We start from the raw sequence: 23,007 nt of genomic DNA on the forward strand, positions 1-23,007 counted from the left end.
AAAGGGGGCATGTATTTTGAAAAAATCCATGTGGTTTATGCTGGGCTTTGGCATATACGGTGCATTGATGTGGTATTACTTGTTTCACGGAGCCGATTCGGCACTGCCAGTAGACCTTAAGGGATCCGCGGCGGACCCGGCAATGTTTATGACGGACAGAGAGCTGGAGTTGAGTACTGATTTCTCAAGGATAAAGGACTTTTTGTACTTTATTTCTGTACCGCTCGAATGGATGATCTACTTATTTGTTCTAGGTTTTGGACTGTCAAAATGGTTTCGAAAAGCATCAAGCGGGCTAACAAGATTTTCTATCGTTCATACGGCGGTCTATGTTTTGCTACTGTCGTTTGCGAGCTGGGTGTTAACATTTCCCCTCCGCTATTACAGCTTTACAGTATCAAAAAGCTATAACATATCCGTCCAATCCTTTCATAGCTGGATGAGGGACGGTCTTGTGGATTTCTGGATCAGCTGGGCACTGACAACGCTCATGGTTGGAGTCATGTATTGGCTGATCAAAAAATATGAAAAAAGATGGTGGCTGTTTGCATGGCTGCTCTCCATTCCTTTTACTGTGTTTTTATACTTTATTCAGCCTGTCGTGATTGATCCGTTGTACAACAAGTTCTACCCGCTGCAGGATGAAGCTTTAAAAGAAAAGATCCTTAACATTGCCGAAAAAGCGGAAATACCGGCTGAAAATGTGTATGAAGTGAACATGTCTGAAAAGACGAATGCATTAAACGCATATGTTAACGGAATCGGTTCTAACTTGAGAATTGTCTTATGGGATACAACGTTAAATAAATTGAGTGATAACCAAGTGTTGTTTGTCATGGCTCATGAGATCGGACATTATGTGATGAATCACCTGTATTGGAACTTGATTTCTTCGATTGTTCTTTCATTCTTGGGCTTGTGGCTTGGTAATATCATCTATCGCAAGTGGATTGTGAAATACGGTAAGACGTGGGGTATTAAAGGAGTGGGGGACCTCGCCGCTCTTCCTGCTTTGCTTCTGATATTCTCGCTCCTAAGCTTCGTGGTTTCTCCAGTGGAAAATGCTGTTTCTAGAAAAGCGGAACGTGATGCTGATCAGTACGCGATTCAGATGACAAAGAATCCTGAAGCAGCAGTTGGCGCTTTTCAGCAGCTGGCAACCGTGTCTTTGAGTGAAGTGAATCCGCCTAAAATTGTAAAGTGGTTCTTGTATGGCCATCCGACAATGCTTGAGCGTATCCACTTTTTAGACAGCTATAATACAGGGAAAACATTGGATAAGGAGCAGTTACCTTATTAATTTTAAAAAAAGCTGGCCGAGAGTGGTTGAAATCCACTTTCACGGACCAGCTTTTTCGTGTTTATGAGCGTTTCTCGAGATTTATGAGCGGTTCTCAAGATTTACGAGCGGTTCTCAGGATTTATGAGCGTTTCTCGAGATTTATGAGCGGTTCTCGAAATTTACGAGCGAAACTCAGATTTACAAGTTAACCTGAGTATTATTTCACTGCCTGCAAGCTTACGTTCGGAAGAATCAAAACTTCTACTCGGCGGTTCTTCGCTCTGCCTTCAGCCGTTTTATTATCAGCTTTCGGCCGGTATTCGCCATAGCCGCTTGCACTTACTTGATTTGGTTTTAACGCGGGATTCTCAAGCAGAACTCGCATAAAATTAATTCCGCGGAATGCGCTCAGTTCCCAGTTGGACTGGAAATTAGCTGTACTGATCGGTACATTGTCAGTATGTCCTGCAATTACAATATTGCGCGGAGGGTTCGTAACAAGGAGATCAGAAAGCTTCTTGCCGATTTCTCTAGACCCAGGCTTAACTGTTGCACTTCCGGAATCAAACAGGGCATTATCTAGAATGGTGATCAAAAGACCGTTTTCCGTTAGCTGCGTTTGGAGGCTTGTTGTAAGATTGTTAGCCTGAATGAATGCATTAATTCTTTTTTCTAAGTTTTCTAGAGCTTCAAGTTCTTTTTTAGCTTCCTCGAGACGTTCTTTTTCTTCCTTAGATATGATTTCTTTTTGCGTTTCAGGAATCGGCGTTGAATCTGGAGTAGGGATTGGCGCCTGTTCCTCCATTACACCCGTACCGCTTGTGAATTCATTTCGGAATGCACTTGCCATTTGCTTAAACTTTTGGGCATCAATCTCACTCATTGCAAATAGAACAATAAATAGAGCTAAAAGCAGTGTGAGCATGTCAGCATAGGGTATGAGCCATGACTCATCTACATGATCTTCATGATGCTTCTTCTTTTTAGCCAACTGTACCACCCGCTTTATATTGGTCGCGTTCACTAGTCGGAATATACGTTAACAGCTTTTCTTCTAAAATCTTTGGTGATGTGCCATCTTGAATGGATAATAATCCTTCAATCATAATTTCTTTAATCATGACTTCTTTCTTTGATTTGCGTTTTAATTTATTGGCGAATGGATGCCAAAGTACATAACCGGTAAAGATCCCGAACAATGTTGCGATGAATGCTGCTGAAATCGCGGAGCCTAGTGCAACGATGTCTGCCATATTGCTTAATGCAGCAACAAGTCCAACAACTGCTCCCAATACACCAAGAGTAGGAGCATAAGTACCAGCTTGTGTGAAGATTGTGGCGTTAGATGCATGACGTTCTTCCATTGTTTCCAAGTCTTTTAATAGCACATCTTTTATAAATTCAGGAGGCTGGCCGTCAACAATCATTTTGATTCCTTGCTGTAAAAATGGATCATCTACTTCTTCTGCTTTAGGTTCAAGGGCAAGAAGACCTTCTTTTCTGGCGATTGTAGCCCATTCGATAAAGATCGTCACAAGGTCCTTCATATCAATGAGTTTCTGTTCTTGAAAAAGCACTTTAAACAATGCTGGTATTTTTTTTATTTCACTCATAGGAAATGCAATTAGAATGGCTGCAGCAGTACCAGCAAAAATAATTAACAGTGCTGCAGGATTGAGTAAAGAAACCGGACTGACACCTTTTAATACCATCCCGACTCCGATTGCAATAATTCCAAGAATAACCCCTATTAAACTTGAGCGATCCATAAGATGTTCCCCACTTTATCTTTTATTTCTGTAGCTAATTTCGTGTATGCCAGATATTCTTTTATATCGGAAAGATAAGGGGAAACTTAATGATAAATGATGGAAAAAACACAATCAGGCAATAAATTTTAAACAAATGTTTAGTAAAGCGGCACCTGCAAAAGACAACTGCTGCCTATCTTTGATATGATGAAAGTTGATAAAATGATGTGAAAAGAGGAATTTAGTTGAAGCTCAAGCCTGTTATTCTCACACTTATATTTGCAGGTTTAATTGGTCTTGCATTATATACATCACAAAAAGAAAATGAAGAGGCGAAAAAGCAGACACCAGCTGCACAAAATACCGGTTTAAAACCAGGAAGTATGGCGCCTGATTTTACCCTTCATTCACTCGATGGAAAACAAATCTCACTTAAAGAATATAGGGGAAAAAAAGTAATATTAAATTTCTGGGCAACGTGGTGTCCGCCATGCCGTGAAGAAATGCCTGAGATGCAGAAGTTTTATCAAGATTATAAACAGAAGGATGTAGAGATCCTCGCGGTTAACCTGGAATACTCTGAGACAAAACCGGAGAAAGTCAGGGATTTTGTAAAAGAATATGAACTTGCTTTTCCGGTTCCGCTCGATGAAAAAAACACAACTGGAAAACAGTTCAGAGCGGTCTCAATTCCGACTAGCTATTTTATTGACAAAGAAGGAACCATCACGAAAATGCATATAGGACCGATGGACTATGAACTAATGGAGAATGAAATAAAGAAGATGAATTAAATGAAGTGATGTTTAAAACCTTTGTCGAATAGTGACATAGGTTTTTTATTTGATTTTAGGAGTTGTTGATTTCCGCTCCAGGATGCTCGCTTTCCGCGGGGCGTGCGGTGAGCCACCTAGGCTCTATAAGCCTGCCGGGGTCTCACCTGTCCCGCTAATCCCCAGGAGTCTCGCACCTTGCGCTCCAATCACCTAGTCAGAGAAGCGTACTCCACAAAAAATATTCCAAAGCAACAATCTTTTAGAAATAAGCCATTTTAATTGTTAAAGTTTCAATTAAAAAAGTAATTCTAAAGACCCGTATCCTCTTTCTGAAAAAATGGGAAAGTTGACCAATAGGGAAGATGTTCTTTTTGTCGAATTTAGGTATTAGTGGAACTTACTGATTGTCAGGACTATTGATTGCAATTAAAGCCCGTAACAGATTATGTAAGAGAAGGGGACTGCTTAATGAACAAGCAATATGAAGAAATTGATATAAAACGTATTGCAGATTTTCAAAGTACACTTTCACATTGCCCCATCCATCTATTTGGACTGAAAAGAGAAGACAAAGGTGATTATATATTTACTCATTCTTCTGGTGCGATGTATGATGCTCTTGGAGTTTCCGATAAACCAGTACCCGGGACCAAGCTTTATGAACTGCATTCAAAAGAACTAGTATCAAGCTGGACGCCTCAAATAGAAAAAGCTTTCTCAGGAGAAACGCAGACAGCAGATATAGAAGTAGCAGCTCATACAGTCCGCACTACATTGTATCCTGTTTCAGGTGAGAATCGAGTTATTGGCACTTCTTACATGGTATCTTTAAGAGATCAGTCTGAGAGTATTCGTGATAATAAATTTAAACAGTTGTTTAATCATGCACTTGAGGCAATTATTTTATGCCGTTCAAATATGGAAATCGCAGAAGTAAACGAAAGAGCTTGTGAGTTATTGGAACTATCCAGAGAAGAATTGATAGGAAAGAATGCCGAGACCTTTTTTATGGAGAATGGCAGAGATGTTATCCAAAAAAAATGGGGAGAGGTTATGCACGGCAAAAAAATCTCAGGGGAGTTTCGGTATAGAACGCCTGGAGGTTATTTTAAAGAGATAGAATACTCTTGTGAAAAAGATATGGTCGATTTTTTGCATGTGACGATTCTTAAAGACGTTACAGATCAAAAATTAACAGAACAAAAACTCTTGAAAGCAGAAACACTAAATGTTGTGGGAGAACTTGCGGCAGGGGTGGCTCATGAGATTCGTAATCCATTAACTTCCTTAAAGGGATTTGTTCAGCTTATCCAAAATCAAACGGATGATTTTAATCAGTATTTATCCATTATTTTATCTGAGGTTGATAGGATTGAACATATCATCAAGGAATTTTTGGTTTTATCCAAAAGCAATTCACAAAACTTTGAATTGACTTGTATTAAGGCGATTATAAAAGATACAGTTGATCTATTGAACACACAGGCCATAATGAAGAACATCGAGATCTTAACTGAATTCGAAGATGGAATCCCGCTTTTATTTTGTGATTCAATGCAATTAAAACAAGTTTTTATCAACTTTATTAAAAACGCAATTGAAGCTTCTTCGATAGGGAATAAAGTAGATGTGACAATAAAGATGTGCCCGGATTCAGAATATGTTCAGATAAAAATATGTGATTACGGATGCGGTATGGAAGAATCGGTTTTAAAAAAGATCGGAAAACCCTTTTTCACAACTAAGGATGAAGGAACAGGGCTAGGTTTAATGGTCAGCAATAACATTATTAAACATCATAACGGCAAGCTTGATGTGCAGAGCGAAAAAGGGATCGGAACAAAATTTATTATCTCTTTGCCTATAAATCAGCAAAATTAAAAAGCTTTCCCGAATCGGGAAAGCTTTTTGTATCAGAGTATATTACCCTTTGAATAATTGAACGAACATTTTACCATATTGTCCACCGTCAACTACACCGATACCAACGTTTGTGTAGTCAGATTTTAAGATGTTTTCACGGTGACCTTGAGAGTTCATTAAGCTAGTGTGAGCACCATCAACAGAAGAGTTTCCTGCTAGGTTTTCGCCAGCTGTCTTATATTCCACACCAAACTGCTTCAACATATCAAATGGAGAACCATAAGTAGGTGAGTTGTGATCGAAATAGTTGTTGTCGATCATGTCTTTTGCTTTAACACGAGCTACTTTTGTTAATTCTGGATCAGCTTTTAATGCTGGTAAACCTTGCTTTTCACGTTCTTGGTTTACAAGATTAAGCATTTGCTGCTCATCTGCAGTAAGTTCTGCACTTGTTTCAGCTTTTGGTGCTTCTTCAGCTGGAGCTTTAGTCTGCTCTTGCTGAGGTGCTGGAGCCGGAGCTGGAGCCGGTGCCGGAGCCGGTGCAGCTTGTTGCTCTTGTTGTTGTGGAGCTGGTGCAGCTTGTGCTTGCTGCTGATTATTATTTAAAGAAGCAAATGGGCATGTAGATGCCGCTTCTGAGATTCCTGCGTTTGCGCCGAATAGGGAAGCGCCCAATACTGATGCTACTACTAATTTTTTCATAAGATGTTTCCCCTCCTAATAAATTATCTTACGTGTACATGTTTCGGGACTTTTGTAGGAGGGCTGGGGGTCTGGAATTATGTACCAGTTTATTTGACCCACAAGTTGGTTACATCATTATTTTGAACATCAATCATGAATACATCAGGGTTATTTAAGAGTTCCCATTCTTTAAATCCAAAGGACGGCTCGTATAAATTAATTAATAAACTCATTAAGTTTCCATGTGTTACAAGCAATACAGAATTATGGCCGGCATCCTTTAGTTCATGTATGAGTGACTGAATTCTCTGTTTTGCTTCAAATGTAGATTCTCCGCCAGGAAACTTTAAATGTTCTTCATTATATGTCCGTTTTAAATGAGATCTCCAATCCCAATCTGGATCTGTTTGAGTGGAAAGGATACGCTCGGATAACCGGTCATCCGTTTTAATTTTGGTATGAGTTAATTCGGCGTATGGTTTTATGGTATCTGCAGCTCTCTTGAAAGGACTCGATATTACACAGTCGAATTGATATCCTTTAAGAAAACGTGCAAGTTCCTTTGCTTGCTGCAAGCCTTCTTCCGTTAATGGCGCTTCAATTTCTTGTCCTGTTGCCTTACAATGTCTAACAGCTATAATTTTCATTACATATCCTCACTTATATAGATGTTGTTTTTTTGGGGGGCTGTTTGGCAATCTTTGTTGCTCTTGTAAGTGGTTGATTTCCGCTGCAGGATGAAAAAAGCCACAATCTTTTGGATAGGCTCATTTCAACATTTTTTGTTGAGTAGGATTCTTTGACTAGTTGATGAGAGAGCAAGGTGCGAGACTCCTACGGGATTAGCGGGACAGGTGAGACTCCTAATGGCGCAAAGCGCGAGGTGGCTCACCGCACGCCCCGTGGAAAGCGAGCATCCTGGAGCGGAAATCAACATCTACAAAGGGCAACATTGATTACGAAAACAGCCTTTGGATAAGACCCTTATTTTTTCATTCGAGACGTTAAACCTGATTCCTTCCCGAATACTATAATGGTGAAAGACGAAGGGAGATTGTTATGTATCCTGAATTAAATCATTTTAAACAAATGAAAAAAGAATACGATGATGCTATAGCCCGTGCACAAGAAAAGTGGCAGCAGCTGAATAAACAGAAAGAATGGGCTTCTACTGAATATGAAGGTTTATTGAATGAGTATGGTGCAAGGAATACAAAAGTTACGATGGAACATTTAACGGAAGCAAAAAAAAGTTATCTTGCAGCGATGGAAAAAGAACGTGAGGCCATGGATCATTTAGATGAGTTAAAAGAGAATAGAGATGACAGGCTTTCAGAATACATAAAAACGGTTTACACATCCCGAGATCGTGAGCTCGATGCTGCGAAAGGCAGTATGGAGAAAAAAATCGATCAATTAGAACGGCTGAAGGCGGAGTACTTAATGATGGTTCAGCAGATTCAAGAAATCCATGCATATCGAATTTCAGTTGAGAAGGAAACAAATGAGGCGGTCAACAGCTATCATCATTCCTATGAACCAAAAGAAATCTTGCCGCTATACCCTGCACTGGCACGTTTGGAGATTCCTTTATCAGATATTCAGTATGTATTCCAAAAAGGAGAGCTTCCCGGCCACTTAAATAAATATCTGCAATTTAACGAAACACGCTCTCCATTTTCAATAAAAAAGCCATAATCCTAAAAAAGGATTATGGTAAAGAAAACCGAACGCATGATGAAGAAATGGGGGTAGGGAATTGCTCTGCTGACTTCTTGTCAGCAGGAGAGATTTGTATCTCACAATCCTACTATATGTCCTGAAGATACAAATGGTATGGACAAGTGCCATGGGCATTCATGTATTTTTTACTTCATTAAAAAAAGCCGGCTCATTTAGGATGGAAATCCTCCTGTGCCAGCTTATTTTTTTACTCCACTTTTTGCTTCCACTTCTTCAGTAAGGTGGCCTCTTTATCAGGATGTAACCCGGCTTTCCATTGGTCAGAATCTATATCTCTTGATCGTGACCAAGCAGCTGTATCCTGAATAGTTTCTTCCATTGGACGAAAAACGAGTCCTTTATTTATGGCTTTAGAGTCATCAGCGTAATCAAGTCCCCGATATTCCTCACTTGCGATCCAAAGGGGCATCTCAACCCATTCTCCTACTTTTTCTTCCAATAAAAAAGATTCTGGAACAGGCACAATGCTTGCATCGTTTTGATCAGTGATACACTTTTGAACGAAATGATTAAAGTTATAACAACCGCCAACCGCTTGATACACACCATTTTCCTGATTTTCTGCCATACGTACTGTCCAATCCGCCAAATCTCGTGCATCTATAAAACGAATTGTCGGATCTTTCATTTCTGGTACAAGAATTTCTCCGCCGCGCGTCCCCCTGTGTGGCCAATAGGTAAAGCGGTCGGTATAATCATGAGGACCAACAATCAATCCAGGACGAATGATCAATGCATTTTCGCCAAATACGTTTAGGACTTCTTTTTCGCAAGCAGCTTTCAATGCCCCATAATTTTCACCCATTTCAGTTGTGTCCGGATCTTTTAGGACAGCTGTTTTAGCTTCTTCTGTTAAATAACGGACAGATTGATCTTCATATACGGATACAGATGACACAAATATATAAGAAGAAACATTGTGATGAAGTGCTTCTGCAGTTTTCCTTACTTGTCTCGGAAAATACCCGCAAGTATCTAGTACTGCGTCCCAGTTTTTATTTTCTAGAAGGGAAAGATCGTGTTCACGGTCTCCGATAATTTCTTCTACTCCTTGAAAAAAACCAGGGGCTGCGGTTTTTCCTCTATGAAACAAAGTGACTTCATGTTTATTTTTTAAAAAAGATTCCGCCAAGTGCCTGCCTAAAAAACGTGTTCCGCCAATGATCAATACTTTCATCAAGTACACCGCCTATTCCATTTTTCTTAATGCAGGAAGTTTCCACATGATTATCGTGTTAACAATAATTAAAGAGAGTGCTCCGCCAGCCATAATGTTATCAATTGTAAAACCGTATGAGATCAGCATGGAAGTAACAGCTAGAGATAAGGGGGCAAGCCCCATGCTTGCCATAGTTAAAAGTCCCATCAGCCTTCCAAGCAGCTTTTTATCTACAGAAGACTGAACCGCTGAGATGAGAGGAATATTGGTCGCAGGGAAGGTAACCCCGATAAAAAAGATCGCCATCATACAAACATATAGTGAAGAGCTCTGGCTAAACCAGAAAAAGAAAATGTTCATTGTAAACAAAGAGAAGGTAACCATTAAGCCTCTTCTTTTTTTGATGTTAAGAATACCGATAATAACTGAACTGATGAGCATCCCTGCAGCCATAGAGCCTTCAATGAAACTAAAATCAAGTGCACTGCCGTCGAGGATATTCTTAACGAAAATAGGAAGCCCCATCATTAACGGACCTACAACAAAAACGTTAAGAAAGATGGTGCTTAAAAATAAAGCTTTTAGAAAAGAAGACTGTTTTACAACATCGATTCCTTCCATAATGGACTGCCACATACCTGGCTTCTTTGTTCCTGAACTTTCAGAAGCGGGAATATTTAATAAATAGGCAAGGATCGCTGAGATCAGTAACATGACTGCTGGTACACCAAAGGAGAGCATATAGCCGCCGCTTGAGGCAACGAGCAATCCGCCGATCATCGGTCCAAGTATAAGCGAGCTTTGCTGTGTAGTTTGGATTACCGAATTAGCACGTGTTAACTGAGAGTTATCAACGACATTTGGCAGCAGGGAGCCATTTGCCGGCCATACAAAAGCATCCAAGGCACCGAATAGAAAACCGAAAATGATAAAAGACAAGAGGGATAGATGCCCTGTTGCCAGCATGACGAGCAGACTGCACAGCACAATCGTTCTTAGAAAATTTGCTGCGTATAAGATTTTTGTCCTGCTGATCCTATCTGCTAAAACACCTCCGATCGCCATAAATAAAATACGAGGTACGTTTGCAGCTATAAAAACGATTCCCAATGATGCTTCTTTATCAAGAGTTTTAACTACGTACCAGCTTTGTGAAAATTGAAAAATTGCGATAGAGAAAGAAGAACAAATGGTTATTGCCCAAATAAACAAAAAGGAACGCTGTTTAAAAAGCGATTCTAATTTATGTTCAGCTAATGCAGTGGCTTGTGCCATCTCAATCAATCTCCTCTTCTGGGTAAGGTGTATCTTTTAATGGAAACGAAAGCATGAAGTAGTGGTACATTTCACCTTCTTCCTGTTCATTCTTTTTAAATTCCGAAATTAGCTCTGAAATTTCTTTTGCTTTTTCATGAAGCTGTTTTACTTGATCCGGAGAGAGCTTAACGTGCCTATATCCAAATTTGAGTGGAGAATCGGTGTACGCTAGAACTTCAGGATCCAGCTTTCTAATCATAGATTTTGTTTTATCCAATGAAACGAGAATATTCTCCTTTAATGCATCAGAAAGTTCATCTTTTACAGCATTACGCTGATCAGGCAGGATTTCCGTAATTGAAAAAGATTGAGCGACAGGTCTGTAGAACTTTTGTATAATTCCATTCTTTTCTTCGGTTCTTTCCACAATTAATAAGCCAACGCGTTCCATCTCTTTCAGATGATAATGAATCTTTGGAGCAGGTATTTCCAGGATATCGGCAAGCATTTTGCCGGTCTTTGCCTCGTCAAGTATCTCCCAAAGAATTTTAATGCGCAGCGGATCACTGATTACCTTTAATTGTTCGATCTCACGAATGTGATATATTTCTTGCATGTTTAACACTCCTAAAACGTTCAAATATATTTGAATGTATCATAATGTAATAATATGCCAAACGTCAATTGTTTTGCACATTATTTGTAAAAAATAGTTCAAATGTTATGAAAATTCTTGTATAATCTTAGTATAATATTCGCATTACAACTAGAGGCTGGAGGTTCACAGTATGGGGGATAAGGATCTAAAATCCTATGTGGAGAGGTTAGAAAGAGTACATTACATTGTTTCAAAGCGGCTGCACCCGGAAATTGCGATTGAAAAAGAATTAACGAAGACACAATTTGTTCTTTTGAAAACATTATGTGTAAGAAATAAGTGGACAGTTTCAAAATTAGCCGAATATATGGGTGTTAAGCCAAGTGCAATTACTGTGGGGGCAGATCGATTGTACAAGCGTGGTTTTGTACGCCGATACCGAAGTGAACTGGACCGTCGAATTGTATATCTTGAAATCACAGACGAAGGACATGAAATTTTGAGAGAAGCTGAAAATGAGAGAGTGAACTCTATCAGTGACTACCTTAATCATTTGTCATCAGAAGAACTAGGAACTTTTATAGATATTTATGAAAAGCTTGCTAACGGTACACAGCCAGCCACAGATGATTATGTGCTTTCCTCGAAGACCAGCTGATCAGGGCTGGTTTTTTTGTGTAGATTTATAAGCGGCAAACCTTTTCTATAAGCGGCAAACCTCTTCGTCATTTTTTCTCTATTATTTTTTCATAGATTTCATTCTATTTGAAATTTTTCGTGCATAGGATGTGATAGAAACGAATTAAGAAGTGGAGGACGACAAATGTTTACCCCGCAATTAAATATGAAACGTTTACCGCTTTTATTAGTTGGAGCCATGCTTTTTATTGTCATTGCCACTAGTTTCATCACATCCTTTGAGCACAAGTACAGGCTGAGCTCGTCCACCATGCATAAGTGGTTAACCGAGTTTTCAGGGGAAGCACTCGTATATTTTATAGGCTGGGAAAATCGATATTTCACACAGGAACTGCCGAAAGAGAGTGAACCTCCAGCCTTATCCAGTATCTTGCTTGAGCTTTCTACAAGTATTAAGCCTGGTGATATTAGAAGCTTGCTTGGAAATGAGCTGCCCGGGTTTGCACTTTATGATTCAACGATCATTGTTGCAGGGGAAGGGACAGACTATACAAACATCGGTTATGAATCACCGCCGCCGATGGAGCTGCTCTTGAGCGGTGAAGATGCGGAAGTAAAGGATATCGAAAGGCTCGAGGATCCGGAACCATCTGAACCTCAAAATCCTCCAGGACAAACAACGGATGGGAAAAAAGTAGCCTACATTTATCATTCTCACAGCTGGGAATCATTCTTGCCGCATCTAAAGGGAGTGACAAACCCTGATCATGCCATTCATTCTAAGGTGAACATCACGATGGTAGGGAAGAAGCTCGGTGAAGAGCTTGAATCCAGAGGAATCGGAGCAGCAGTTGATATGACAGACATGACTGAGTTCCTAAGAAAGAACAATGCGGATTACCGCAAGAGCTATCCGATGTCGAGGACTCTTGTGGAAAGTGCGATGGCAAACAATAACGATTTGGAATTAATCTTTGACCTGCATCGGGATTCTTCACGCAGGAAGACCACCACAGCCACGATAGATGGGAAATCTTATGCAAAAGTGCTGTTTGTCATCGGTAAAGGGAATCCGAATTACGAGAAGAACCAAGCAGCAGCTCAAGAGATTCACAAAATACTAAATGAAAAGTACCCCAGCCTAAGCAGGGGAGTCATCGGAAAAAATAAATCTGAGGGAACTAATGGGGTGTACAACCAAGACATGCATGAAAATGCGCTATTGATCGAATTTGGCGGAGTCGATAATAACATGGATGAATTGTACAGAAGTGCTGAAGCGATCGCGGAAGCAGTCGCAGAATACTATTGGAAGCAAAAAGATGTGAAAGCTGAATAAACTTGCAGGCTCTAGAGGGTGTTGAATTCTCTGGAGTCTTTTTATATGGCGGGTATTTGAGCGAGAGGGCCTGTCGACGTATGTCGACTCGTGGATACATGACTAAATCTCATGGATTGGAGCTTGAAATTTTTGGATTGACGGCCAAAACTCGTGGATAAATCTCCTGAATTTGTGGATTCCCACTGCAGGATGTCTCTAATACCCAGTAAGGTATAATTAGGGAACAGTTTCGATCCTTCGAAACTGAACGAAATTTAAGAAAGAAGTACTTAGAACTCGTTAGAGGGAGTTTTCTTGTTCATAACAGGCATGAATTCTGCAAATCCTAATTAAAAATGGTATAAAAAGAGAGAAACGCTTGTTTTAATTACCAGTGGAGGGGAATAAAAAGAGAAAGAGAAGAATGTGAAAAAGGAGCTATTGCATGAAGCGAATGAAACGAATCTGGGAATTCTTCCTTACTGTACTATTGCTTATCTGTTTATACATCGTGTTCTTTGCAGAAGGATATGTCATCATTAAAACGGTATTCGGGCTCCTGTATATTGCGGTGATTTTGTATACGATCTATTCGTTAATGCTGGAAAACAGAACCGCACAGCACACACTCTTATGGATTTACGTACTTATATTATTTCCTTTTATCGGATATATGTTTTATCTGTATTCAGGACAGCTTTATCTAAAAGGACATCTGTTCAAGTCTAAACGTAAAAATGATCGTGATGAATGGATCAGGGTTTCGAAACAAGATGAAAAGCCTGATTTCAGTGATTTGAAAAGACATCAGCAATGCTTTGCCACGCATGCGCATCACATCACATTAACAAAAATTAATCGTCATACCGGAACTAAGATACTGAAGAACGGGCAAGAAACTTTTCCCGAAATTATTAGAAGACTGCAAGAGGCGAAAGAGTACATACATATTCAATATTATATCTTTCGCTCTGACCGTCTCGGGAAGGATATCATCGATCTTTTAATCAAAAAAGCAAATGAGGGTGTTAAGGTAAGATTCCTATTTGATGGAGTAGGCAGTTTGTCGCTGCAGCAGTATGATATGGACCGTATGAAAAAAGCAGGAATTCTCGTAGAAGCCTTCCTGCCGGTAAGGTACGGATTTTTTAACCAGAAGCTAAACTTTAGAAATCACAGAAAAATTATCGTGATTGACGGCAAGGTTGGATTTGTTGGTGGTTTGAACGTTGGAGTTGAGTATTTAGGAGAAGACCCTGATATCGGATTTTGGCGCGATACTCACATGGTGATGGAAGGGGAAGCTGTCCAAGTTCTGCATGCGATATTCCTGTTGGACTGGGAATATGTATGTGGAGAAGATCTTCTGGAAGATTCCCATTTAACGGAAGCCTATCCTGCAGATGGGGATGGGGTCGTACATGTTGTTGCGAGTGGTCCAGATACCCAGTTGGGAATCATGAGTGATTTGTATTATTCATTGATCTCATGTGCGGAAAAATCAATTTGGATCGCCACACCGTATTTTGTTCCGAATGAAGCTATTCGGACTGCATTAAGGGTAGCTGCAAAAAAAGGAGTACAGGTCCGATTGATGGTACCAGAAATCAATGATGGATTTTTAACTCAATATGCAACGCGTTCTTATTTCCCTGAGCTGCTCCGTTCAGGTATAGAGATCTATTCGTATCAAAAAGGGTTTTTGCATCAGAAAGTTATCATCATTGACGGAGATACTGCATCGATCGGAACAGCGAATATGGATATGAGAAGCTTCCATCTGAATTTCGAAGTAAACGTATTTTTGCTTAACACAAAGTCAGTTAACGACCTCGTTGAACAATATGAAGAAGACATAGAAGAATCAACAAAGGTCCGTCCTGTAGAATTTTATAAAAGAGGGTTATGGGAAAGGACAAAAGAATCATTCGCCCGCCTTTTCTCTGGTGTTCTCTAATAAGGAAAGTGGCAGATAACTAGTCAATGAAGGGCTTTAAAAACAACAATCTTTTAGTAAGGCTGCTTTTCGCAAACATTGTTGCTCTTGAAAGGGTTGATTTCCTTTCCAGGATGCTCGCTTTCCGTGGGGTGTGCGGCGAGCCTCCTAGCGCTCTGCGCTGTTAGGAGTCTCACCTGTCCCACTCGTCCCACAGGAGTCTCGCCCCTTGCACTCCAATCAACTTGTCCAAGAAGAGAATCGAACAAAATTCCTCTAAAGCAACAATCTTTTAGATAAGAGCCTTTAGTAAATAGCTAAAAAAAAGAATAGAAAGTCCTCCTTGAGAATAGGGTTGTACGAGACCATCTATTGAGGGGGATTTTTTTATGGACTGGCTTGAAGCCCTTATATTAGGTATTGTACAAGGATTAACAGAATTCTTGCCGGTAAGTTCAACTGGGCATCTGCTGCTGGGAAGACAGATCTTCAATCTGGAAGAAGCGGGACTATTTCTCGACAGCATGCTTCATATCGGTACATTGCTTGCTGTTATGACGGTTTATTGGAAAGATATTCTACAAGTCATAAAAAAGCCATTTAGCAAAACAGGAATATTACTTATTGCCGGTACCATTCCAACGGCTATTATTGGACTTGCTTTTAAGGACTTCTTTGAAGAAATTTCAAAAACCGGTATAACGGTTGGATGGGAGTTCTTGGTAACAGGGCTGTTGCTTTGGTGGGCAGATTCTTTTAAACGAAACGGTTATAAAGGAATAGAGGAGATAACGATCCGGGATGCTCTTGTAATTGGTACCTTTCAGGGTGCGGCTATTCTGCCAGCGGTTTCGCGTTCTGGTCTGACGATTGCGGCAGCCTTGTTTTGTAAGATTGATAAAAAAGCCGCAGCTTACTTTTCTTTTCTTTTATCGATTCCGTCAATCGCTGGCGGAGTGGTTCTGCAGTCTAAAGATCTTTTTACTTCAACAGCACCTTCCATAGCTTACTCATCCTTACTTATCGGTACAATCGCCTCCGCTTTATTCGGATACATCGCTGTAAAATGGATGATTAAATTATTACAAACCGGTACTTTAAAAGGCTTTGCAATCTATGTGTGGCTGATCGGTTTAATCGTTCTTGGATTGCAATTTTCAGGAAAAATGTAAAGTGTTTGTTAACACGTAAAAAATGGATTGACAATTAAAAGACGGAGGATTACAGTATATGTAATTCAAAATTTAGCAGGCTTTAGATCGCTGAATTTACAGTCAATTTCTTTATTTTAAGAAGACTGTGAAACGGGGGAACCAATCTTTTGGGGTGAATTTTGCAAGCAGCAAAAAGGGATACTCCATTCCCTAATCCGACAGCTAACCCCGTAAGCGTCATGTCACTGGAGAGGTCAAATTGGTGAAAAACCGGACCCGCTTTTTTGTGTGGTCTTTTTTTTGTTTTTTACAGCTTTTTGAGAACCTCTTAACCAGCAAGGCTAGAAAACAACGAAGGAAAACTTCATGGATTTTAAGGGGAGAAATAAAATGAAAAAACAGTTTGCAGTAATAGGATTAGGCCGTTTTGGGGGCAGCATATGCCGGGAGTTTGCAAAAATGGGGTATGATGTACTCGCGATTGATAATGATATGGAAAAGGTCAATGAATTTGCGACAGTTGCCACTCAAGCCGTTCAAGCTAATGCGACAGATGAAAAGGTAATGAAATCGCTTGGGATCAGGAATTTTAACCATGTTATCGTCTCGATCGGTGAAGATATTCAAGCAAGTATCTTAACAACTCTTTTATTAAAAGAATCAGGTGTAAATAAGGTATGGGTAAAAGCTCAAAATGACTATCACCATAAAGTATTGGAAAAACTAGGAGCAGACCGAATTATTCACCCAGAACGCGATATGGCACTTAGGGTTGCTCAGCTTATCTCTTCAGAAAAGATTATCGACTTTATTGAACTGTCCCATGAACATAGTATTGTAGAGATTGGTGTTACAGATAAATTAGTGAATAAAACATTGACAGATTTAGACGTTCGAGCTCGCTTCGGATGTAATATCGTTGCGATTAAGCGCGGTGATGACATTCTAGTCTCTCCGATTGCAGATGTATCTCTTCAATATGGAGATGTCCTCGTGGTGATTGGACGCAATGAAGACTTGAACCGCTTTGAGGATGAGGGAGTGTAAGCAGTGGCGCTGCATGTCAATAAATCCAGGTTGCATAATCCGATAAAATTGAACCCTCCTCAATTTTTAGCATTACTTTTTTTGTTCTTGATCATAGCAGGTGCTTGTTTATTAAAACTGCCAATAGCCCACGAGGAATCATTGCGCTGGATTGATGCGTTATTTATAGCAACTTCTGCGGCTACTGTAACCGGGCTGGCTTCAGTCGATCCGGGTTCGACGTTCACTCTATTCGGAGAGATCGTCATTTTATTTTTAATACAGGTTGGCGGACTTGGTGTGATGTCCTTTGCATCTCTCGTCGTAATCATGATGGGGAGAAAGATCTCCGTAAAACAAAGGGTTTTGATGCAAGAAGCGCTAAACCAGCCCTCAATCGGCGGAGTGATAAGGCTCGTTCGTAACTTATTCGTTTTTTCGATCAGTATTCAAATCATTGCGGTATTCTTTTTATCATTTAGATGGGTGCCTGAGATGGGCTTTGGTAAAGGGATATATTACAGTGTATTCCACGTCATTTCTGCTTACAATAATGCAGGCTTTGCGCTTTGGTCTGATGGATTGATGGGTTATGTCGGTGATCCGATGGTTAACATTGTAATCTCTCTGCTTTTTATTACAGGGGGAATCGGGTTCACCGTTCTTGTGGACCTCTGGGTAAGCCGGAAATGGAAAGACCTTTCGCTTCATTCAAAAGTAATGCTGCTGTCAACGTTTGCGATAAATATTATTGCTGTTCTGCTTGTCTATCTATTTGAATTTAATAATCCAAAAACATTAGGCATGTTATCCGGAGCTGAAAAGCTTTGGGCAGCATATTTTCAAGGAGTATCTCCTAGAACAGCAGGGTTTAACTCGATCGATATGACAGCGATTAATCCGGATACGTCCCTTTTAATGATCCTATTGATGTTTGTCGGTGCAGGAAGCACTTCAACAGGCGGGGGAATTAAGCTTACAACATTCGTAGTCATTCTGTTTACGGTTAGTGCGTTCTTAAAAGGAAAAGATGACACGGTTGTCATGAAACGAACGATTCGTAATGCAGTTGTATACCGTGCCTTAGCAATTACGACCATTTCAATTTTATTTATCTTTGCAGCATTGTTCGTAGTAACATACGTGCAAAAAGGCGATTCCTTTATGATCATTCTGTTTGAAGTGATCTCTGCATTCGGAACTGTTGGACTAAGTATGGGATTAACACCAGATCTGACCATTATCGGAAAAATTGTAATCTGTATCGTGATGGTCTTTGGGAAACTCGGTCCCTTAACACTAGCGTTTAGTCTTGCAAAACAAACAAGAGAAAATATTCGATATCCAGATGGTGAAGTATTCACCGGATAAAAAAAGCTAACTCGAAAGGCGGCTATAGCCTTTAAGAGTTAGCTTTTTTTGGCTAAAAATGGGATAAACAGCGTTCTGTTGGGAATGCTAAAACAAGATTTAATGAGTGTTCAAGAAGGGGTGAGCTGAAATGCAAAAAATTAAAGAAATATTTCTTGTTTCTCCCTTTCTTGTCTTCTTTCTCGTGCATTCAGAACAAATAGGGGTAGGAGTACTAGGCTATCAGCGGGTCATTGCAAAATTCGCAGGTTATGATTCTTGGCTTTCCGTTATCATCGCGGCTATTTTCGTTCATATTCTGATTTGGATGATCTATTACGTACTTGATAATGGCGGAGGAGATATCGTCACAATACACAAAACATTGTTTGGCGGAATGCTGGGGAACATCTTTAACTTAGCTCTAGTTCTCTATTTTCTGTTATGGTCGATAACGGTTTTAAGAACATATATCGAGGTTGTACAAGTATGGATGTTTCCAACACTAAAAACGTGGACAATAGCAGTAGTTTTTCTTATCTTAACTTATTATGTGGTTTCTGCAGGATTCCGTACGGTTGCAGGCGTTTGTTTTTTAGGTGTTGTTATTCCTTTGGGACTAATACTCCTTTTAATTTATCCGCTTGAATACACCCACTTTTCAAATTTGCTGCCAGTTTTTGATGAGAGGATGAAAGACTATTTTACAGCTTCAAAAAATATGATGCTGAGTTATCTTGGGTTTGAAACATTACTGGTATTCTATCCTTATATAAAGAATGCAAAAAAATCACAAAAGTTTGCACACCATGCTAATATCTTTTCCTTTATGATGTATCTTTTAGTAACATTGTTTTCTTTTGCCTTTTTCAGTCAGGAGCAGCTTGCCCGAAATATTTGGGCAACACTTTCAATGGTTAAAATCGTACAAGTATCCTTCGTAGAACGTTTTGATTTTGTTTTCGTTTCCATGTGGTGTCTTGTCATCTTACCGAATATAGCCCTTGCCATATGGTGTTCCAGCCGTGTTGCGAAATTGATGCTGAACATCAGGCAGCACGTAACACTAATCGTTTTATTATGTATAGTCCTTTTAGCTTGTATCTTTTTAGATACTCGTTTCAAAATCAACATGCTCAACAATTATACGAACATCATTGGATTTTATCTTGCAATCAGTTATATACCTTTCTTATTTGTAATGACCTTTATTAAGAAAAAAATTAAACAGAAAAGGACGAATAACGGTCAAACGTCTTCGTCCACTTGATTGTTATATTAAGCCTGTAAAAGGAGTGTCAGCCTGTCTTTATGCTTTTCTCGCTGCTGGCTGTCTGAAGTATTATGCCAATCCTGAAGTGTCTCATTAATCAGCTGTTTAACCATATGTTTTGTCCAGACTACATATGCACCATACGTATCACCTTTAAAGAAGCTTTTGAGCATATTGTTTTCAGGACCGAAAAAGAAGCCTAGCTGATCATGAATTAATGTAGATCCATCAATGGAGAATGGTATGATTTTATCTGAGAGCGTGTACTGATATGAATTGTTTTCTTTTTTTATAAAAGAGATGCTGTAAAGCTGTCTTTCCGGGAGAAAACCTTTTGTTGTAGGCAATAGCAATAAAGGGTTATGTTCTTTGTCATAAGCAATAAAAAAATCATTAACATCTTCTTCAAAATGTGGAGTTCTTAACATTGAAGCAAGCGTGATCTCTTTTTGTACGTCTAACATTTCGCAGCCCTCATTCCGTTTATTTTCTTACAAACAGTCTTGCCGCTAGATTGCTAGTTTATACCTCATTTTATTAGGCTGATTTCGCAATCGTTGTTGTTCTTGTAAGTGGTTGATTTCCGCTCCAGGATGCTATAAGAGAGACTTTTGAGCGAAACTAAAGGTAGTTTGAGCGTAGCAAGAAAATCTTGAGCGTAACTCGACGTTTTTGAGCGAACCTCAATGAGTCTGAGCGAACGTGTAATAAAAATAAGAACACGTACCGTAAAATTACATTTTCAAAAGATATGACATATCACTCATAAAAACAACAAGTGTCTTTTTATTTCTTTATTGTACTGCTGTGATAAGTTGTTGAAAGGGAATTGACGGACAAAATGTAAACGCATACACTAGAGGTAGTTAATAGTCGCGAGCAGAAAGAGTGTATAAATATATGGCATTATCTAATGAAAAACTTATCGGAAAAATGGCGATTTTAGGTGTACTGGATGAGAGCTATCTATCTGAGATTAAAAAACAGGGCTGGAAGTATTGCGTAGGCAAAGCCGGTTCTATGGACTCTCAGAAGGTAGTAGCAGCAATCGAGACAGCGGCCAAAAATGAAAAGGTTATTCAGAGCGGTATTTATAGGGAAACTCATTCTCTTTATCATGCCATTATGGAAGCCTTTCATGGTGTGACAAGAGGCCAGGTTCAGCTCGGAACGGTACTTCGGACAGTAGGTCTGCGTTTTATCGTTGTCCGTGGGAACCCTTATGAGAAGAAAGAAGAAGGTGACTGGATTGCAGTCGCGCTATATGGAACGATCGGTGCGCCAGTAAAAGGGCTGGAGCATGAGGCGATCGGACTTGGAATCAATCATATTTAAAAACTGCCCATAGTTATTAGTGATGAGGGGGCGTATTCGAAAGAAGTTTTCTTTCGGGTGCGCTCTTTTTTGTTTGTAAATTAGAAAAGGCTGTTTTCGTGAAACTTTGTAGCTATTTGAAAGTGGTTGATCTCCGTTTCAGATGCTCGCTTTCCGGGGGGCGTGCGGTGAGCCACCTCGGCGCTTTGCGCCCTTAGGTGTCTCACCTGTCACACTGATCCCCCAGGAGTCTCGCATCTTTCACTCCAATCAACTTCAACGAAGGGCGCCTACGAGAGAATCCAAAGCAACAATTTTTCAGAAAAGAGTCTAAGAAAAAGAGGGATGAAGATGGTTACTTTAACTGGAAATACGCTTTCTATGGAGGAGATAAAGCGTATTCTGCACGACAATGAACCGGTAGAAGCGTGTCCGTTAAGCATGAAAAAGGTGGCTGACAGCCGTAAAGCGGTGGAGGAGATTGTTGCTTCAGGCAAGGTTGTATACGGTATTACAACAGGGTTTGGAAAGTTCAGCGATGTATTCATTTCAAGGGACGATGTGGAAACCTTGCAATTAAATCTGATTCGAAGCCATGCATGCGGAATTGGAGAACCGTTTCCTGAGACCATCAGCAGATTGATGCTTATTTTAAGGGCAAATGCGCTTTTAAAAGGTTTGTCTGGTATCCGCCCGGTTGTTATTGAAAGATTGTTAGACCTCGTTTCACACGGTGTTCATCCCGTTGTACCTCAGCAAGGTTCATTAGGTGCAAGCGGTGATCTCGCTCCGTTGTCTCATTTGGCTCTTGTTTTAGTAGGAGAAGGCGAGGCTTATTACAAGGGAGAACGTTTGTCAGGACAGGATGCACTGAAGAGAACAGGCATTGAACCAGTTGTACTTACAGCGAAGGAAGGACTCGCGCTGATTAATGGTACACAGGCAATGACTGCTCAAGGAATAGCAGCCTATATAGAAGCTGAAAGAATCGGATTGATGGCGGATGCGATCGCTTCCTTAACGACTGAGAGTTTAAGAGGAATTACGGATGCGTTTGATGAAGATGTCCATATTGCGAGAGGATACAAAGAGCAAGTTGAGGTAGCCGAAAGACTTCGAAACTACTTAGAGGGCAGCCAGCTCACGACCAAGCAGGGAGAAATCAGAGTGCAGGATGCTTATTCGTTACGCTGTATTCCTCAAGTTCATGGCGCTTCGTGGCAAGTGCTCGGCTATGTAAAAGAAAAGCTTGAGATCGAGATGAACGCAGCAACAGACAATCCGCTCATTTTTGATGAAGGAAACAAGATTATCTCAGGCGGAAACTTTCATGGACAGCCGATTGCGTTTGCGATGGACTTCTTGAAGCTTGCCGCAGCAGAATGGGCTAATATTTCTGAACGCCGCATCGAACGGATGGTCAATCCTCAATTAAATGATCTGCCTGGGTTCTTAAGTCCGAATCCTGGTCTGGAGTCAGGTGCCATGATTATGCAATATGCAGCAGCATCACTCGTGTCCGAGAACAAGACACTAGCTCACCCGGCAAGTGTGGATTCCATACCGTCATCAGCCAATCAGGAAGATCATGTGAGCATGGGTACGATCGCTTCAAGGCATGCAGCGCAGATCATCGCTAATGCCAGACGTGTACTTGCGGTTGAATTAATTTGTGCGATGCAGGCTGCTGATTTCAGAGGCCCTGAAAAACTCGCACCTAAAACAAAGAAAGTATATGAACATGGCAGAAAAGTGTGTCCGACGATTCAATGTGACCGTATGTTCCACCGTGATATGGAAGCAGTAGCATCCTGGATCTTAGATGGTTCGTGGAATGACATTTTAATAGGAACTAAAACTCAAAAGCTAGCACATTAAGGG

Annotated in this window: 21 protein-coding genes and 1 riboswitch; of the genes, 13 read left to right on the forward strand and 8 right to left on the reverse strand. The window is 40.2% G+C overall.

Annotated features, from left to right (window positions below):
- Positions 1-13 precede the first annotated feature (13 nt).
- Positions 14-1,300, forward strand: a complete 1,287-nt coding sequence (locus ABE41_RS03985; protein ID WP_437435468.1) for a M48 family metallopeptidase — start codon at positions 14-16, stop codon at positions 1,298-1,300.
- 199 nt (positions 1,301-1,499) lie between these two features.
- Here the strand turns inward: ABE41_RS03985 and motB are convergent, their stop codons facing one another.
- The gene (motB, locus tag ABE41_RS03990; RefSeq protein WP_066286738.1) at positions 1,500-2,273 is read right to left on the reverse strand and encodes a flagellar motor protein MotB; all 774 of its coding nucleotides are present in this window, start codon (positions 2,271-2,273) and stop codon (positions 1,500-1,502) included.
- A complete protein-coding gene (gene motA, locus ABE41_RS03995) occupies positions 2,266-3,051 on the reverse strand; it encodes a flagellar motor stator protein MotA (protein WP_066286740.1) in 786 nt (261 codons plus the stop codon). Before motA ends, motB begins: the two co-directional genes overlap by 8 nt.
- Positions 3,052-3,278: 227 nt before the next feature.
- Between motA and ABE41_RS04000 the strand changes: the two genes are divergently transcribed.
- Positions 3,279-3,827 carry a TlpA disulfide reductase family protein gene (locus tag ABE41_RS04000; protein ID WP_066286744.1) on the forward strand — a complete coding sequence of 183 codons (549 nt, stop codon included), beginning with the start codon at positions 3,279-3,281 and terminating at the stop codon, positions 3,825-3,827.
- Positions 3,828-4,277: 450 nt separating this feature from the next.
- The gene (locus tag ABE41_RS04005) at positions 4,278-5,690 is read left to right on the forward strand and encodes a PAS domain-containing sensor histidine kinase (RefSeq protein WP_066286749.1); all 1,413 of its coding nucleotides are present in this window, start codon (positions 4,278-4,280) and stop codon (positions 5,688-5,690) included.
- A 42-nt stretch (positions 5,691-5,732) separates the two neighbouring features.
- On the opposite strand, the gene ABE41_RS04010 is transcribed toward ABE41_RS04005, so the two are convergent.
- Positions 5,733-6,374, reverse strand: a complete 642-nt coding sequence (locus ABE41_RS04010) for a CAP domain-containing protein (protein WP_066286751.1) — start codon at positions 6,372-6,374, stop codon at positions 5,733-5,735.
- 89 nt (positions 6,375-6,463) lie between these two features.
- Entirely contained in the window at positions 6,464-7,003 is a 540-nt protein-coding gene (locus ABE41_RS04015; RefSeq protein WP_066286755.1) for a histidine phosphatase family protein, read from the reverse strand.
- Positions 7,004-7,415: 412 nt separating this feature from the next.
- On the opposite strand from ABE41_RS04015, the gene ABE41_RS04020 reads away from it, so the two are divergent.
- The gene (locus ABE41_RS04020; protein ID WP_066286756.1) at positions 7,416-8,054 is read left to right on the forward strand and encodes a hypothetical protein; all 639 of its coding nucleotides are present in this window, start codon (positions 7,416-7,418) and stop codon (positions 8,052-8,054) included.
- Positions 8,055-8,286: 232 nt separating this feature from the next.
- Here the strand turns inward: ABE41_RS04020 and ABE41_RS04025 are convergent, their stop codons facing one another.
- From ABE41_RS04025 to ABE41_RS04035, 3 genes are read right to left on the reverse strand one after another with little or no spacing between them, the layout of a single operon-like run.
- Complete coding sequence (locus ABE41_RS04025; RefSeq protein WP_083207643.1) at positions 8,287-9,276, reverse strand: NAD-dependent epimerase/dehydratase family protein; 990 nt, start codon at positions 9,274-9,276, stop codon at positions 8,287-8,289.
- 12 nt (positions 9,277-9,288) lie between these two features.
- Positions 9,289-10,533 (reverse strand): MFS transporter, encoded by a 1,245-nt coding sequence (locus ABE41_RS04030; RefSeq protein ID WP_083207644.1) that lies wholly within the window; start codon positions 10,531-10,533, stop codon positions 9,289-9,291.
- A 1-nt stretch (position 10,534) separates the two neighbouring features.
- Positions 10,535-11,131 (reverse strand): ArsR/SmtB family transcription factor, encoded by a 597-nt coding sequence (locus tag ABE41_RS04035; RefSeq protein WP_066286759.1) that lies wholly within the window; start codon positions 11,129-11,131, stop codon positions 10,535-10,537.
- Between the two features lie 172 nt (positions 11,132-11,303).
- Between ABE41_RS04035 and ABE41_RS04040 the strand changes: the two genes are divergently transcribed.
- From ABE41_RS04040 to ABE41_RS04075, 7 genes are all read left to right on the forward strand, one after another.
- On the forward strand, positions 11,304-11,771 hold the full coding sequence (locus tag ABE41_RS04040) for a MarR family winged helix-turn-helix transcriptional regulator (RefSeq protein ID WP_066286761.1): 468 nt from the start codon (positions 11,304-11,306) through the stop codon (positions 11,769-11,771).
- Between the two features lie 165 nt (positions 11,772-11,936).
- Positions 11,937-13,091 (forward strand): stage II sporulation protein P, encoded by a 1,155-nt coding sequence (gene spoIIP / locus ABE41_RS04045; protein ID WP_253805431.1) that lies wholly within the window; start codon positions 11,937-11,939, stop codon positions 13,089-13,091.
- A gap of 427 nt (positions 13,092-13,518) precedes the next feature.
- Positions 13,519-15,030, forward strand: a complete 1,512-nt coding sequence (cls, locus tag ABE41_RS04050) for a cardiolipin synthase (RefSeq protein WP_083207645.1) — start codon at positions 13,519-13,521, stop codon at positions 15,028-15,030.
- A gap of 368 nt (positions 15,031-15,398) precedes the next feature.
- Positions 15,399-16,181, forward strand: coding sequence for an undecaprenyl-diphosphate phosphatase (locus ABE41_RS04060; protein WP_066286767.1), 783 nt, complete (start codon positions 15,399-15,401; stop codon positions 16,179-16,181).
- 78 nt (positions 16,182-16,259) lie between these two features.
- Positions 16,260-16,416: riboswitch (cyclic di-AMP (ydaO/yuaA leader) on the forward strand.
- Between the two features lie 137 nt (positions 16,417-16,553).
- Complete coding sequence (locus ABE41_RS04065; RefSeq protein ID WP_066286770.1) at positions 16,554-17,210, forward strand: potassium channel family protein; 657 nt, start codon at positions 16,554-16,556, stop codon at positions 17,208-17,210.
- A 3-nt stretch (positions 17,211-17,213) separates the two neighbouring features.
- Positions 17,214-18,560 carry a TrkH family potassium uptake protein gene (locus tag ABE41_RS04070; protein ID WP_301336199.1) on the forward strand — a complete coding sequence of 449 codons (1,347 nt, stop codon included), beginning with the start codon at positions 17,214-17,216 and terminating at the stop codon, positions 18,558-18,560.
- A 130-nt stretch (positions 18,561-18,690) separates the two neighbouring features.
- Positions 18,691-19,809 carry a GerAB/ArcD/ProY family transporter gene (locus tag ABE41_RS04075; RefSeq protein WP_066286772.1) on the forward strand — a complete coding sequence of 373 codons (1,119 nt, stop codon included), beginning with the start codon at positions 18,691-18,693 and terminating at the stop codon, positions 19,807-19,809.
- Positions 19,810-19,817: 8 nt separating this feature from the next.
- Here the strand turns inward: ABE41_RS04075 and ABE41_RS04080 are convergent, their stop codons facing one another.
- Positions 19,818-20,276 carry a hypothetical protein gene (locus ABE41_RS04080; protein ID WP_066286774.1) on the reverse strand — a complete coding sequence of 153 codons (459 nt, stop codon included), beginning with the start codon at positions 20,274-20,276 and terminating at the stop codon, positions 19,818-19,820.
- A gap of 436 nt (positions 20,277-20,712) precedes the next feature.
- Between ABE41_RS04080 and hutP the strand changes: the two genes are divergently transcribed.
- Positions 20,713-21,147 (forward strand): histidine utilization transcription antiterminator HutP, encoded by a 435-nt coding sequence (hutP, locus tag ABE41_RS04085; protein ID WP_066286775.1) that lies wholly within the window; start codon positions 20,713-20,715, stop codon positions 21,145-21,147.
- Positions 21,148-21,477: 330 nt separating this feature from the next.
- Positions 21,478-23,004, forward strand: coding sequence for a histidine ammonia-lyase (gene hutH / locus ABE41_RS04090; protein ID WP_066286777.1), 1,527 nt, complete (start codon positions 21,478-21,480; stop codon positions 23,002-23,004).
- The last annotated feature ends 3 nt before the right edge of the window (positions 23,005-23,007 follow it).

This window comes from Fictibacillus arsenicus (assembly GCF_001642935.1).
GTDB lineage: Bacteria > Bacillota > Bacilli > Bacillales > Fictibacillaceae > Fictibacillus > Fictibacillus arsenicus_B.

Bases quoted from the DNA above. Each gene is read 5' to 3' on its own strand.
- ABE41_RS04040 (WP_066286761.1), top strand. From the start codon at position 11,304: ATGGGGGATAAGGATCTAAAATCCTATGTGGAGAGGTTAGAAAGAGTA.
- ABE41_RS04060 (WP_066286767.1), top strand. From the start codon at position 15,399: ATGGACTGGCTTGAAGCCCTTATATTAGGTATTGTACAAGGATTAACA.
- cls (WP_083207645.1), top strand. From the start codon at position 13,519: ATGAAGCGAATGAAACGAATCTGGGAATTCTTCCTTACTGTACTATTG.
- ABE41_RS04030 (WP_083207644.1), bottom strand. From the start codon at position 10,533: ATGGCACAAGCCACTGCATTAGCTGAACATAAATTAGAATCGCTTTTT.
- hutP (WP_066286775.1), top strand. From the start codon at position 20,713: ATGGCATTATCTAATGAAAAACTTATCGGAAAAATGGCGATTTTAGGT.
- ABE41_RS04025 (WP_083207643.1), bottom strand. From the start codon at position 9,276: ATGAAAGTATTGATCATTGGCGGAACACGTTTTTTAGGCAGGCACTTG.
- ABE41_RS04015 (WP_066286755.1), bottom strand. From the start codon at position 7,003: ATGAAAATTATAGCTGTTAGACATTGTAAGGCAACAGGACAAGAAATT.
- spoIIP (WP_253805431.1), top strand. From the start codon at position 11,937: ATGTTTACCCCGCAATTAAATATGAAACGTTTACCGCTTTTATTAGTT.
- ABE41_RS04010 (WP_066286751.1), bottom strand. From the start codon at position 6,374: ATGAAAAAATTAGTAGTAGCATCAGTATTGGGCGCTTCCCTATTCGGC.
- ABE41_RS04020 (WP_066286756.1), top strand. From the start codon at position 7,416: ATGTATCCTGAATTAAATCATTTTAAACAAATGAAAAAAGAATACGAT.
- ABE41_RS04035 (WP_066286759.1), bottom strand. From the start codon at position 11,131: ATGCAAGAAATATATCACATTCGTGAGATCGAACAATTAAAGGTAATC.
- ABE41_RS04065 (WP_066286770.1), top strand. From the start codon at position 16,554: ATGAAAAAACAGTTTGCAGTAATAGGATTAGGCCGTTTTGGGGGCAGC.
- motA (WP_066286740.1), bottom strand. From the start codon at position 3,051: ATGGATCGCTCAAGTTTAATAGGGGTTATTCTTGGAATTATTGCAATC.
- ABE41_RS04075 (WP_066286772.1), top strand. From the start codon at position 18,691: ATGCAAAAAATTAAAGAAATATTTCTTGTTTCTCCCTTTCTTGTCTTC.
- ABE41_RS04080 (WP_066286774.1), bottom strand. From the start codon at position 20,276: ATGTTAGACGTACAAAAAGAGATCACGCTTGCTTCAATGTTAAGAACT.
- ABE41_RS04005 (WP_066286749.1), top strand. From the start codon at position 4,278: ATGAACAAGCAATATGAAGAAATTGATATAAAACGTATTGCAGATTTT.
- hutH (WP_066286777.1), top strand. From the start codon at position 21,478: ATGGTTACTTTAACTGGAAATACGCTTTCTATGGAGGAGATAAAGCGT.